At 40.8% G+C, this 13858-nt stretch carries 12 protein-coding genes and 1 pseudogene; 12 read left to right on the top strand and 1 reads right to left on the bottom strand.

Annotated features, from left to right (window positions below; translation table 11 throughout):
* The first annotated feature begins 8 nt into the window (after window positions 1-8).
* From JCM19043_RS02035 to JCM19043_RS18510, 8 genes are all read left to right on the top strand, one after another.
* Window positions 9-638, top strand: coding sequence for a YitT family protein (locus JCM19043_RS02035; protein ID WP_369676083.1), 630 nt, complete (start codon window positions 9-11; stop codon window positions 636-638).
* Window positions 635-1630 (top strand): hydroxyacid dehydrogenase, encoded by a 996-nt coding sequence (locus JCM19043_RS02030; RefSeq protein ID WP_062319557.1) that lies wholly within the window; start codon window positions 635-637, stop codon window positions 1628-1630. The genes JCM19043_RS02035 and JCM19043_RS02030 overlap by 4 nt, the downstream gene beginning before the upstream one ends.
* Before the next feature lie 33 nt (window positions 1631-1663).
* The gene (locus tag JCM19043_RS02025; protein WP_062319555.1) at window positions 1664-2443 is read left to right on the top strand and encodes a sugar phosphate isomerase/epimerase; all 780 of its coding nucleotides are present in this window, start codon (window positions 1664-1666) and stop codon (window positions 2441-2443) included.
* A complete protein-coding gene (locus JCM19043_RS02020) occupies window positions 2436-3239 on the top strand; it encodes an AraC family transcriptional regulator (RefSeq protein WP_062319553.1) in 804 nt (267 codons plus the stop codon). Before JCM19043_RS02025 ends, JCM19043_RS02020 begins: the two co-directional genes overlap by 8 nt.
* The gene (locus tag JCM19043_RS02015; protein ID WP_062319551.1) at window positions 3232-4374 is read left to right on the top strand and encodes a DUF2264 domain-containing protein; all 1143 of its coding nucleotides are present in this window, start codon (window positions 3232-3234) and stop codon (window positions 4372-4374) included. The genes JCM19043_RS02020 and JCM19043_RS02015 overlap by 8 nt, the downstream gene beginning before the upstream one ends.
* A 108-nt stretch (window positions 4375-4482) precedes the next feature.
* Complete coding sequence (locus JCM19043_RS02010) at window positions 4483-5202, top strand: YebC/PmpR family DNA-binding transcriptional regulator (RefSeq protein ID WP_062319549.1); 720 nt, start codon at window positions 4483-4485, stop codon at window positions 5200-5202.
* A 94-nt stretch (window positions 5203-5296) separates the two neighbouring features.
* Entirely contained in the window at window positions 5297-6139 is an 843-nt protein-coding gene (locus tag JCM19043_RS18515) for a hypothetical protein (protein ID WP_369813721.1), read from the top strand.
* Window positions 6094-7095, top strand: a complete 1002-nt coding sequence (locus JCM19043_RS18510) for a M3 family metallopeptidase (RefSeq protein WP_369813720.1) — start codon at window positions 6094-6096, stop codon at window positions 7093-7095. The genes JCM19043_RS18515 and JCM19043_RS18510 overlap by 46 nt, the downstream gene beginning before the upstream one ends.
* A gap of 78 nt (window positions 7096-7173) precedes the next feature.
* On the opposite strand, the gene JCM19043_RS02000 is transcribed toward JCM19043_RS18510, so the two are convergent.
* Entirely contained in the window at window positions 7174-8871 is a 1698-nt protein-coding gene (locus JCM19043_RS02000) for an ABC transporter ATP-binding protein (protein WP_062319546.1), read from the bottom strand.
* Window positions 8872-9087: 216 nt separating this feature from the next.
* Between JCM19043_RS02000 and JCM19043_RS01995 the strand changes: the two genes are divergently transcribed.
* From JCM19043_RS01995 to JCM19043_RS01980, 4 genes and pseudogenes are all read left to right on the top strand, one after another.
* Window positions 9088-9384 carry a hypothetical protein gene (locus tag JCM19043_RS01995; RefSeq protein ID WP_062319545.1) on the top strand — a complete coding sequence of 99 codons (297 nt, stop codon included), beginning with the start codon at window positions 9088-9090 and terminating at the stop codon, window positions 9382-9384.
* Window positions 9385-9474: 90 nt separating this feature from the next.
* Window positions 9475-10425 (top strand): ABC transporter permease, encoded by a 951-nt coding sequence (locus JCM19043_RS01990; protein WP_062319542.1) that lies wholly within the window; start codon window positions 9475-9477, stop codon window positions 10423-10425.
* Between the two features lie 33 nt (window positions 10426-10458).
* Window positions 10459-11931 (top strand): ABC transporter permease, encoded by a 1473-nt coding sequence (locus JCM19043_RS01985; protein WP_062319539.1) that lies wholly within the window; start codon window positions 10459-10461, stop codon window positions 11929-11931.
* A 67-nt stretch (window positions 11932-11998) separates the two neighbouring features.
* Window positions 11999-13794, top strand: a pseudogene (locus JCM19043_RS01980) (ABC transporter substrate-binding protein).
* Window positions 13795-13858: the final 64 nt, after the last annotated feature.

Below are 13858 nucleotides of genomic sequence, written 5' to 3'. Positions count from 1 at the left end.
AGGGGGACATTATTTTATCACTTATCAAGTCTAGCTTTCTGTTGCTCATTAGTTTAATCGTCATGGCACTTGGTATTGCGATTGTGACACATGCCAACATCGGTACGACACCAATCACAAGCCCTGCCTATGTGTTAAGCCTTGCTTTCCCGCTCTCCTTCGGGACTATGATGACCGCTATAAACATAAGTTTTTTATTAGCTCAACGCCTTATATTAAAGCGCACGTTCCAGAGGCTACAGTGGTTACAACTATTACTAATGCCACTGTTAGGTTTTTTTATTGATACGATGTTTCAACTTTTAGAACGCTTTGATCCGACTTACTATATGATTAAACTTATGATGGTCTTATTAGGTTCACTCATTATTGCGATCGCGACTAAGCTACAACTACAAGCGAAGCTGATTAACAACCCGGCTGAAGGCATTGTCAAAGCGTACAGTTTTATCCGTCACCGCTCATTTAGCACAGTCAAAATACAATTTGACTTTTCACTTGTCGTCATTGCCTTGATTTTTTCACTTATTTTTCTTCGTGATATCTCAGGCGTAAGAGAAGGAACAGTGTTATCGGCTTTTGCGACAGGTTTCTTTATCCATTTATTCAGTAAAAATAAGGAGGCATCACGCACATGACACAAGCTGTTTTTATGATGGATCAACATATACTATCCGATGTTTATTCAGACGAAGCTATCCAACAGATTACATCCATGATTGAGGTGTATGATACGGTTATCACAAAAGACAATATCAACGACCATTTACCTTTGTTACAAGATGTCTCGATTATCTTTTCTGGTTGGGGCGCACCGGTATTTTCTGCCGAGGTACTTGATTACTTACCACAACTGACGGCGATTTTTTATGCAGCGGGTTCTGTTAAACAGATTATGAGTCGTGACTTGTTAAAGGGGATCACCGTCTCAACCGCTAATACGATTAATGCGAGACCCGTCGCGGAGTTCACTTTAAGTCAAATTCTTTTTAGTTTGAAGAACGGCTTTCGTCTCCAACAATCCTTACGCGAGACTAAACAATTTTCCAACGGTATTATGCTTGATATTAAAGGCATTTACAATCAAACCATTGGGATTATTGGTTTCAGTACCATTGGTAAAATGGTCTGTGAACACTTACAAAACTTTGATGTCGATCTTATTGTCTACGACCCGTATCTAGCACCCGAAATGCTTTCTGCATATAGTGCCACACCAGTCGATCTGGATACGTTGTTTCAAACAGCCGATGTCATCTCTTTACATGCACCGCTATTACCATCAACCGTCAAGATGATTAAACGCGAGCACTTTAAACAGATGAAAGAACACGCCACCTTTATTAACACCGCTCGCGGAGCGATTATTGATGAAGCGGCCTTGATTGACGTCATGGGAAAAAGGCCCGACTTAACGAGTCTACTCGATGTCACAGACCCAGAACCACCTGAGACAACATCAGCTTTGTATACACTTCCTAATGTATTATTAACCCCGCACATCGCCGGGAGTGTAGGACAAGAAAAATTCCGACTTGGTCAAGCGATGGTCGATGAATTCATGCGATATCAAGCGAATGAACCGTTGCTATATCGATTAGATATAGACACGTTTGACCGCCAAGCTTGAACTTACTCTAATTTTAACGAAAGGCGTGACACAATGGAACTTGGACTCTGCTCCATTACTTTTCGACAACACACACCAAAAGACATTATTGTACTAGCGAAAGACCAACAACTCCAGGCGATCGAATGGGGAGGAGATATCCACGTACCGCCTGGCAATCTCACTCGGGCTAAAGAAATCGGAGACTTAACCCGTGCTCACGGTTTACGTGTCTCCTCTTATGGCTCATATTATCATGCGGGGACAGAGGAAGACTTCGATGCTGTCTTAGAGACGGCGCTCGCCCTAGAAACGTCCCATATTCGCATCTGGGCCGGAAGAATGGACAAATCAAAAACTCCTAAGACATACTCAGAAGAAACGTTTCAGCACATTGTACAAGATATTATACGTTGTGCTATAGAAGCCAAAAAACACGCGATCACACTCCATCTTGAATATCATGCCTTTACCTATACTGATTCAGGACAAGCAGCGCTCAAGTTGATTCAAGCTGTTAATCAACCGAATGTGAAGCTATACTGGCAACCTCTTGGATCTTTTACTAAAGAGCAGCAAGTCCTTGATTTAAACATGCTCCAATCATATATTAGTCATATCCATGTGTTTCAGTGGGACGAGACTTTTAATCGCTATCCACTAGATACAGGTGAGTCGACTTGGCTCGACTACATCCGTGTGCTTGAGCAATCACAATCACATCTTTATTTAATGGAATTTGTCAAAAATGATAATATTAATCAGTTTAATCAAGACGTACAAACACTGCATCACTGGAAAAAAACTATCAATGCATCTTTAAGGGGTGAGTGACATCAAACAGCTGATTCAGATCGAAGAAAACCATCACCGAAAAAAAGCGAGTCAACAACGCCATCACCATCCAGACTTACAGTTATTGTATGTACTAAAAGGGAGCGGGATGCTTTATCACACACATCACACGACACCACTTACTGACCAATCACTTGTCTTTATCCCTAAAGAGACAACCCATGCGGTGACGACAACGACGCAAATGACCCTGCTTGCTTTAAGAGTTGATGAAACAATGCTCGCGCCCGTATTACAGGAGGTATTTTCAAGGCCTCCGTTTCAATCGGTATTTCTATTATCAACCACTCGCCAACATCAGCTCAAGTTAAGACAGGCTTTTAGACAGGTACTACAACTAACGAAAAGCAAGGAACCACTTGATCAACTCGATTTACAACTAACTTGCCAACAGTTGTTGCTGTTGGTGACAAGGTTAAAGACGGCACCGAGTAATGACCGGTCTTATTCACGTTCAGAAGCCATTCATCAGTATATCGAAACACATTATTATGAGATTCACTCAAATGATCAATTAGCCAAGCTCTTCAACTTAAGTACGAGACATGTGTCCAGTATTTACAAAGCGATCTACCAGCTAACACCTTATGAGGCGATTCATAAAAAGCGAATAGACGTAGCTTGCTTACTACTGTTAGAAACAGATCGCTCTGCCACGATGATTGGCTTTGAAGTTGGTTACGAATCACTGGCAACTTTTTATCGTCAGTTCAACAAATTTACTGATATAACACCCGAACAATACCGCAAAGAAAGGACCATACCTTATGACTGATACACGCAAACACTGGTTAAAATTATTAACACAACTAACTGAACCGATTATCATCCCGTTAAGTCAAGATAAACTAAAACAAACCATGCCGATTGAAAAAAAGCCAGATACTAAGCAAGAAGACTATACCCATCTAGAAGCTTTTAGTCGATTGCTTGTTGGTATCGCCCCTTGGTTAGAAACACCTGCGATTGACGAAGGCGAAAAAGAATTACAAACACGCTATCTCACATACATAAAACAAGCGCTACATGTTGGAACAGATCCCCATTCTCATGACTATTTTAACTTTAGTGAAGGACTGCAACCCATAGTCGACAGTGCCTTTTTGGCCCAAGCTTTACTACGCGCACCAACTAGTTTATGGGAGCCATTGCCACATGAGACGAAACAACAAATCATTCACTGTTTGAAACAAACCCGAACGCGCAAGCCTATTTACTCTAACTGGTTGTTATTTTCAGCTATGATTGAAACTTTCTTATATGGCGTGGGAGAAGAGGATTGGGATCCGATGCGTATTGACTTCAGTTTGAAACAATTTAATGCCTGGTATGTGGGTGATGGCACCTACAGTGATGGTCCGCGTTATCATCAAGATTATTATAATAGTATCGTCATTCATCCGATGCTTGTCGATATCGTGACACAAACGGGCGTTTTGCACCCTGATTGGGATATATTAAAAGAACCGATTTTAACCCGCAGCAAGCGCTACAGCACTATACTTGAACGCATGATTTCACCAACAGGTACGTTTCCTGCGACTGGTCGATCGCTTGCGTATCGAACGGGCATCTTTCATAATCTTGCGCATCACGCTTGGCGTGAAGATCTAACTGATCTTTCACCTGGACAATTGCGAGCGGCACTGGATGCGGTGATTGAACAAACGTTAGAAAAGTCTAACACCTTTAATGAAGCAGGCTATTTAACCATTGGTGTCAGTGGACACCAGCCTGGACTTGGTGAGGTTTATATCTCAACGGGAAGTCTTTATCTTGCATCCGTTATCTTTTTACCCCTTGGTTTAAAAGAAACAGCACCTTTTTGGCAAGATAAAGCACAGCCTTGGACGACCAAACGACTATTTAATGGTGAAGACTTAAAAAACGATTATCCGCTTGATAATTAACTTGGTTGTTGTGTACTTTTTTCTTGTTTTTTCTTTATCCACTTCTCATTTCGTGTATAATAAATAACGATGATGTACTAAAGCTAAAGAAGAAAGAAGCGTGTAATAATGGGACGTAAATGGAACAATATTAAAGAAAAGAAAGCCAGTAAAGATAAAAACACCAGCCGGATTTATGCGAAATTCGGACGCGAAATCTACGTGGCCGCAAAACAAGGCGAACCTTCGCCTGAATCTAATCAAGCGCTCAAATTTGTTTTGGAACGCGCGAAAACTTATAGTGTACCAAAACATATAATTGACCGTGCCATTGATAAAGCAAAAGGTGGCGGTGAAGAGAACTTCGATGAACTCCGTTATGAAGGTTTTGGCCCAAGTGGGTCGATGGTGATTGTCGATACGTTAACGAATAACGTGAATCGTACGGCTGCTGATGTCCGGATGACATTCGGTAAAAATGGAGGTAACATGGGAACGAATGGCTCAGCGAGCTATATGTTTGACCATACTGCTGTCTTAGGTATTGAAGGTAAAACGGTTGATGAAATTTTTGAACTGATGATGGAACAGGACCTTGATGTACGTGACGTTGTCGATGAAGATGGTGCGGTCATTATTTACGCCGAGCCTGATCAATTTCATGCGGTACAAGAAGCTCTAACACAAGCAGGGGTCGAAGACTTTACTGTCGCTGAACTGGCGATGTTACCACAAAACGAACTCACACTATCTGGTGAGGACTTAGAGACATTTGAAAAAATGATTGATGCCTTAGAAGATTTAGAAGATGTTCAAAATGTTTATCATAATGTCCAACTGGACGACTAATAGGTCACAGTCAAGAAAACTTAGCGTAGATGCGTTAAGTTTTCTTTCCTTCATAGCTTATATCGAGAAAAAATAACAAAAGGAAAAGGTGATTATGTTGAATTATGCACAAACATGGGATTTAGATGCGATTTTTTCTGGTGGCACCGCATCACCTGCCCTTAAAGAAAAACTTCAAACAATAGCACAAGAATTAGATGCGTTTAAAGCAAACGTCAATCAGTTTACCAATCGGTTATCAGACTTCAAACAACTCTTAACCGAACAAGAAAAACTAGAAAAAGCCTTACTACAAGCATCTACATTTGCTAATATGGCTCATGATGCGAACACAAAAGATACTTATGCGCCTGTTATTAAGGGTGAAATCATGGTGCTCTTTAGCGAATTAAATAAAGTTGGGAATCACTTCACCCAAAAACTCGTCGACCTTGATGAAGAAACATTTGCTCAGTTTTTAGCCGATGACGACTTAGTACCAATGAACTTTGTCCTAACAGAGCAGCGCAAAAAAGGTGCCCGTCTTCTTTCAGAACGAGAAGAAACTTTAATTGCGGAGTTAAATAAAGATGGACTTGCTGCTTGGAGTCAGGTGTATGACACGATTATCTCAACGATGACAATCCCGTGGACAAACAAGCAAGGAGAAACCGTCAACTTGTCCATCGGACAAGCAATGAATAGAATGTCGCAAGACAATGATCCTGAGGTAAGAAAACAACTGTTCACGGCCTGGGAAGAAGCATTTAATCATCAGGCTCCAATATTCGCCGATGTGTTAAATCACTTAGATGGTTACCGCATGACACTACAAGAGAAGCATCAATATAAAGATCATTTAGAAGAACCACTTGAATATAACCGGATGTCAAAAGCGACACTAGAGGCGATGTGGCAAGCTGTCTCAGACAACAAACAACCATTTGTGACGTCTTAAAGAAAAAACAACAGCTACTACAGTTAGATTCATTGGCATGGCAAGATGTTGATGCGCCACTCTCTGTAGGCGATCACGAAGCTATGACATTTACTTATGACGAAGCTTGTGACTTTATCATCAAACATTTTAGCGCCTTCCCTAAACTGACTGCTTTTACTAAACATGCGTTAGAAAATCGTTGGGTCGAAGCTGAAGATCGTAACGATAAACGTCCGGGTGGTTACTGCACGAGCTTACCTGAATTTGATGAGTCGCGGATTTTTATGACGTTTACTGGTTCTGCATCTGATACGAGCACGCTTGCCCATGAATTAGGACACGCCTTTCATTCTGACGTCTTAACCGATGTCCCGTACTTGAATCAACATTATGCGATGAACGTGGCGGAAACGGCAAGTACCTTCGCTGAAACAATCATTGCGAATGCGACCGTTCAATCGGCACGCTCAGATGAAGAAAAACTATCATTATTAAATAATAAACTTGAAGGGGCAACGGCTATGTTTATGAACATTCATGCCCGATTTATCTTTGAAGACAACTTCTACAAAGCACGAAAAAATGGCGTTGTCTCACACGAACAACTGTCAAAATTAATGACTGTAGCACAAAAAGAAGCGTTCCACGGGGCACTTAATACGTATCATCCTCATTTTTGGAGTAGTAAACTGCACTTCTTTATTGATGATGTCCCGTTTTATAACTTCCCGTACACATTCGGTTACTTATTCAGTTTAGGTATTTACGCAGAATACTTAAAGCAACCTAAAAACTTTGAAGAGAAATATATTGCCTTACTTAAAGATACTGGAGCCATGACGGTTGAAGATCTTGCGATGAAACACTTAGGCGTTGATGTGACTAACGTTGACTTCTGGGCCGAAGGCGTGAAATTAATGGCTAAAGATGTCGATCAGTTTATCGCGTTAGCTGATCAGTTAGAAAATAATTAAATTTACTTTCTCTCTCCTAAACAAGGGCAACACTTAATGTTGTCCTTGTTTTTTATACCTTGTTTTATCAATGACCCTTTATTCTCTAACCCAATGTCCCTTACTCTTTTCAACCCAACGATTATCAAACACAAAGTTAAGTTTTCCTGGTTGATAGGCGTGTAACTTTTCTCTTTCTTTGCCTGGGTCTGGTATAGGTACAGCATCAATGAGTGCTTGTGTGTAGGAGTGCAGCGGTTGATTATAAACATCAACAGATGATCCGAGTTCAATCAGTTTTCCGTCATACATCACCGCAACCCGGTCACATAAATGTTTCACCATTGCCAAGTCATGGGCGATAAATAAATAAGTCAGACCTAACTTTTCTTGTAAGTCTTTTAAAAGCTCGACCATTTGCGCTTGAATCGATACGTCTAGCGCTGATAGGACTTCATCACAGACAATAAACTCCGGTTCAACAGCCAGTGCTCTGGCTATCCCAATCCGCTGTTGTTGCCCCCCACTAAATTCATGTGGATAGCGGTACATATGCTCACGTTCTAATCCGACAAGCAGCAATAATTCTTCTATCCGTTTCTTACGAGCATCTTTGTCTTTATATAATTGATGGACATCCAGTGGTTGACCGATAATGTCCATCACTTTCATTCGCGGGTTTAGTGATGCTTTTGGATCTTGGAAAATGATTTGAATATCGCGTCTTAATTTAAGCCGTTCTTGTTTATTAAAGCGGTGAATCCGCATCCCCTTATAGGTGACACTACCTGCCGTTAAAGATTCTAATTGGAGAATTAATCGTCCTGTTGTTGATTTACCTGATCCTGACTCACCAACGAGTCCAAGTGTCTCCCCTCGTTTAATATCAAAACTCACATCTTCAACTGCTTGGAGTTTCTTTCCGTTCTTCAGCTGAAACACCTTTGTTAACCCTGATACAGATAATAGTGTCTCTTCATTTTTGGACTCTTTTGTTAATACTTTATCCTCGTGTAAACGTGGCAGTGCTTCTAACAGCTTTTTCGTGTAAGGATGTTTAGGCGCGTTAAAGATAGAAGTAACATCATTCTCTTCTACAAGTTCACCATCCTTCATCACAACAACACGGTCACACATCCCAGCGACGACACCAAAGTCATGGGTTATTAATATAATACTCATCTCTATTTCTTGTTGGAGATCTTTCATTAGTTTCAAGATTTGTGCTTGAATCCTTACATCTAAAGCAGTGGTCGGTTCATCCGCAATCAGTAGTTTCGGACGGCAAATAAGCGCCATCGCAATCATTGCCCGCTGCAACATGCCACCTGAGAATTCATGCGGATATTGATGAAAACGTTCGTCGACTCGGTCAATGCCTACTTTCTTAAGCATATCGAGGGCACGATGCGTTGCCTCTTTTTTTGAAAGCTGCAAATGTACCCGCGCTGTTTCAATCAATTGCTTCCCGATCTTCATCGTTGGGTTAAAAGCACTCATCGGATCTTGAAAGATCATACTAATTTCTTTCCCTCGCACTTTTGTCATTTGTTTCTGATTTAAACTGGCGATATCGTTTCCATTATAGTCAAGCGTTTCTATCGCTACCTCTGTTTGTTGTTCATCTAATAATTTCATCACCGCTTTCGCCGTCACACTTTTACCAGAACCTGATTCTCCTACGATGCCTAGCGTCTCACCTTTCGCAATTGAAAAATTAATCTGGTTGACGACGCGATGAGTCTCATTCATTCGTTTAAAGTCAACCGATAAATTTTCAGTTGTTAATACTGACATACACTCACCTACTTCTATTTAGTCACGTACCTTAAGGTACGTCTTGTTTATTGTCCTCTTTCATATATGCATAGTGTCTGAATGAAGACATACATTAAGACAGATTAAATTTTTATATTTGACATTACCTTAAAGACTATCTATAATCTTGTTTAAGTTATTGTATACTAAACAGGTAGGAATTATCAAGTATTTTGAAAGGAGGAAGATTAAAACATGACGACACGTTTAATCAAAGGGTTTCACGTTAGTCAAGCCTCAGTTGGCTTGCGCCTCATTCATTGGTTGTTAGGTATCGTGATTCACATACCAGCACTGCTGTACTTTCAGTTTAAAAAACGTAAGCAACCTGCGACAGCAACTCTTTTAGACCAACAGATGATCCAGCAACTCTCAACGGATTATGATCAGCGAATAGATTATTTCAATCGCGATCCGAATGAAAATGAAAAACAAGCATTTATTTCTAAGGAATATGCGCTTCTAAAAAAACAGAACAACAATACAGATTAAATTACCCGCAATTTTTTGAACAGTTGTTGCAATCACGACGTTTTTTACTCTTGACACTTGTGCCTTGGCTTTTTTCTTTATCTCTTTTATTTGATTTATCATCACGGATTGATTCGGTTTATTTTTGAACGACTCGTAGCGACTGTCTTTGTTATCTTCTCGGTGATTGTCATTGTGTTTACTTTGCTTTATTTTTCACCACAGGACCCCGCCCAGAATATACTAGGAGATCAAGCAACCGCAGCACAACGTGAAAACTTCGAGGCATTATTTGGTTTAGACCAGCCGTATCTCGTGCAACTAACGGATCGCTTGCATGGTTTTATCACGTTTGATTTAGGAACAACGTATCAAGGTAATGAAGATGTGTTACTCAACATTGAAAACCGCTTCCCGGTCACCCTTACGTTGGCTTTTCTTTCTCTTGTCTTAGCTATTGCTATTGCCGTACCGATTGGCATTATCTCTGCGGTTAAAGTTCAAAGCTTTTGGGATTACAGTTTTATGTTCCTTGCACTCATTGGTTTATCAATTCCAAGCTTTTGGCAAGGTCTCATCTTTATCTTAACGTTTGCGATTGAACTAGACTGGTTGCCATCGACGTATATTCCTGGACAATTCGCATCACTCATCATGCCGGTCATTGTCTTAGGAACAGGCCTCTCAGCAACCATCGCTCGGATGACGCGATCAGAAATTTTAGAAGTCATGCATGAAGATTATATTGTGACCGCTAAAGCGAAAGGATTGTCGAACAGGCGTATCTTCACAAAACATGCGCTCCCTAATGCTTGGATTCCCATTTTGACCGTTATTGGCTTACAGTTTGGAGCCATGCTTGGTGGGGCCAGTGTAACGGAGAAGGTTTTTAATATTCAAGGGCTCGGTAGTTATATCGTGGACAAACAGTTCATTCCCGATATTCCGGCAATTCTTGCTGGGGTTGTCTATATTGCGGTGATGATTTCTGTGGTGAATTTACTCGTTGATTTACTATACGCCTTGCTTAATCCACGCTTACGAGCTGAACTCAATGATTAAACCTATAACATACACGAAGAGAGGAGGAGACTCATGACGACCCAACAAATCAAACAACATGACCGTTATAAACACGGACAGTTTGCGCTTGTATTGTCACTTGTGTTCACTATATTTTTCTTATATCAAGCGTTTATTCATCTTACGACCGTGTACACGTTGTTAGCACTCGCCTTTTTAATTGAGAGCATCATCCAAAGCGTACTCTTACACAGACTAGTTAAAGAAGGTATAACACCAGTGGCTCACTCTAAATTAACACGCGCCCTCACCTTACTTCAGGTCTTTAGTCTTTTTTCTGGTAATGTCTTTACCGCAAGCTTTGGTTTTAGGCTAAGACAAGAGAAAGAAACCATCAGTTATACCTTTATGACGTATATTTTTATCGCTGATGTCTTTTTAGTTGCTCTTACAGCTCTAAATATATTTAAGCCCTATGTCACCAACAGTTTTCTGGTCATTCTTATCAGTCTGGTAGTCCTTACCGTTACTGATGGCCTGTTGATACACTATTTAAAACCTGACTTAATGGAAACTAAACAGTTAACAGCACGTATGCGTTTATTGATTATTTTTCTCGTCATCACCGCGCTTACCGGAAATGTTATCCGGCTCTTACTCAGTTATCAGCTGTATATTCATTACATTCAAACGGATGTATCTAAACGCGAACAATCCAGTCAATTTTGGCAAAAGATTACCCGAAGCTTTACGGCGATGTTAGGTTTGTTGTTTATTGTCATCATTTTTTCACTATCATGGATGAGCACTTTTACTTTCGTTGAAAGCTTTGCGGTAGAAAATAACTATCAAACCTTATTGTTGGAACCTAGTCTCACGCATCCATTTGGAACAGATAACTTTGGTCGTGACGTATATTCACGGGTTGTCCGTGGTGGTGTGATTTCCTTATCCATCGGCGTGTTAACCACGCTTATCCCTATGCTCATTGGGGGCGTGCTTGGGGCGATCAGTGGCTATTTCCATCCACTTGTGGACCAAACCGTTATGCGGATACTCGATGCGTTATACGCGATTCCAGGTATTCTTCTAGCGATTGCGATTATCGCCGCTTTTGGATCAAATACAACGAACTTAGTTATTGCCTTAAGTATTGGGGCAATTCCCATGTTTGCCCGGACGATGCGGGCGAACGTCCTCATGATTAAAAATCTCGAATATATTGAGGCTTCCCGTGCGATTGGGGAATCTGAATGGAAGATACTTTTTAAACATATCGTTCCTAATGCCCTCGCACCGATGATTGTTCGTGCCACACTCGCCATTGGAACGGCTGTCATTGCAACGAGTAGCTTAAGTTTTCTTGGCCTTGGGGTTGAACCACACGTACCTGAATGGGGCAATGTCTTACGTGTTGGCAGTACCTATTTAGAAACAGAACCGTACTTGGCGATTTTTCCAGGACTATCCATTATTTTGCTCGTTTTATCGTTTAACTTTTTAGGTGATGGTGTACGCGATGCGCTTGATCCGAAGATGCATTAATGCTTAACGTGATTCACCATCTTATTTTAGATGTTAGCTATATATAAATCTTAAGGGGGAAACACAGATGAAAAAATGGCTCTTTTTATTACTCACTACGGTACTACTCGGTTTAACCGGATGCCTGAACACCGAATCGGACGTATCAGATGACAACACCAACACAACCGAGGAACTGCCAACTATCAATATTTTAGGTTTAGCCACAAGTGAGGATGATGTCAATATCTTGCGTGACCAACTGACTAAAAGTGGTTTTGATGTTGAATTAAACATCCAGCCTGATTACGGTAGTTTTGCGACCCAACGTGATGCGAAAAACTATGATTTAGCGGTCACAAGTTGGACGACGGTAACTGGTAACCCGGATTATGCGGTACGCTCACTTTTCACTTCAGATGGTGACTACAGTCTCTTTAAAGACGAAAAAGCTGATGAACTGATTAACCAAGCAGCAACAGAATTACCAGAGGACTATCAACAAACGTATACAGAATTAGAACAACATATCGTTTTAGATGAAGCATATATTGCGCCGCTTTATATCTCATATAAAGCTCAAGGCATCAACCAGGATATCCTTGATGTTGACACTGTACGTTTACCACGTTCACGTGCCGCTGTCTGGGAACAATATGACTTTAATGATGAATCAAAGCGTGAAACAGACCCACTGCTGTTCCACCAATCGATCAGTACGTTAACGTCACTTGACCCAATTAAAGGAAATGACGGCTCTATTAATACGCTCAACACAAATATGTATGTCCGACTCGTTAATTTAACAGATGATGATCAGGTTGTATCTGATGGATCTCTATCATACAATTACGCCATTGGTGACGGTAATACGGATTATTATTTCATTTTACGCGATGATATTAACTTCGCCAAAGTCGAAAATGACACGGCCGTTGACTCAGGTGAACTCGTCTCAGCTGAAGACGTCGTCTTCTCACTTAATCGTGCTAAGGATAGAAACTCTGTCCCGGATCACCGTACCTATAGTCTGCATGAAAGTATGGAAACGATTGAAGTCGTGACAGACATAACAGAACTCGACCAAACAAATGCCGATGGCACATCCATTAAAGATGTTTTATCTGAAGGCTTAGCATCGCCTATTAATGCTTTAGTCGATTCTGAAGATGACGTCAACAATGCGGTGGGGAACTATCAAGTTGTTAAAATCACGACGGCGAATCCATTCCCGCAAGTGCTCAATTACCTTGCTCACCAATCAGCGGGGATTGTATCGAAAGACCAAGTCGAAAAGATCAATACGTTTAATGTGGAAGATTATGATGTGAATACAGATATTGCTTATGGCGACCAGCGGACAGTCATTGAAGGTAATGACATTGACAACACGTTATATGCCAGTGGCCCATATCTATTAATTAGTAAGAATGATTATGAGGCACGTTTTGTTAAAAACCCTGCTTACATGCCAGAAACCGATCATGAACCTAAGATTAATGACGTGTTAGTCAAGTTTATTCAAGATGCTGAAAGTGCGCTTTCTGCCTTAAGAAATGGAGAAGTTCATGTCCTCTATGGCATTAAGGAAAACCGTTATGAAACCGTCGAAGAGGATGCATCACTCTACCTTCAAACAAACCAAAGTAACGGTGTCACGTATGTTGCGATGAATACAGATGAAGGACCCCTTACAAGTAAAGCATTACGTCAAGCTGTGCTTCACTCAATAGACCAAGAAGAGTTTATCTCCTTCTATCAAGCAATAAACTAAAAGCCGTCTCTACTGTCAGTCCACTCGTCGATACTGGACTTACCGTCGAACATAATGAGGCACAAGTGGAACAATTTATTCAAGACTACTTCGATAATGCAAGTGAATAGAAGAAAAGCGAGCCGTCTTGGCTCGCTTTTTTTGTTTAATAATACCTAACACCCGCACCTTTAA

It is taken from the genome of Halolactibacillus sp. JCM 19043, assembly GCF_001310395.1.
Lineage (GTDB): Bacteria > Bacillota > Bacilli > Bacillales > Amphibacillaceae > Halolactibacillus > Halolactibacillus miurensis.
The sequence above is the reverse complement of the archived record's forward strand: the minus strand, read 5'-3'. Positions and strand labels throughout refer to the sequence as shown.

Coding starts and splice junctions, on each gene's coding strand:
- JCM19043_RS02030 (WP_062319557.1), top strand. CDS start 635: ATGACACAAGCTGTTTTTATGATGGATCAACATATACTATCCGATGTT.
- JCM19043_RS02025 (WP_062319555.1), top strand. CDS start 1,664: ATGGAACTTGGACTCTGCTCCATTACTTTTCGACAACACACACCAAAA.
- JCM19043_RS02015 (WP_062319551.1), top strand. CDS start 3,232: ATGACTGATACACGCAAACACTGGTTAAAATTATTAACACAACTAACT.
- JCM19043_RS02010 (WP_062319549.1), top strand. CDS start 4,483: ATGGGACGTAAATGGAACAATATTAAAGAAAAGAAAGCCAGTAAAGAT.
- JCM19043_RS18515 (WP_369813721.1), top strand. CDS start 5,297: ATGTTGAATTATGCACAAACATGGGATTTAGATGCGATTTTTTCTGGT.
- JCM19043_RS02000 (WP_062319546.1), bottom strand. CDS start 8,871: ATGTCAGTATTAACAACTGAAAATTTATCGGTTGACTTTAAACGAATG.
- JCM19043_RS01995 (WP_062319545.1), top strand. CDS start 9,088: ATGACGACACGTTTAATCAAAGGGTTTCACGTTAGTCAAGCCTCAGTT.
- JCM19043_RS01985 (WP_062319539.1), top strand. CDS start 10,459: ATGACGACCCAACAAATCAAACAACATGACCGTTATAAACACGGACAG.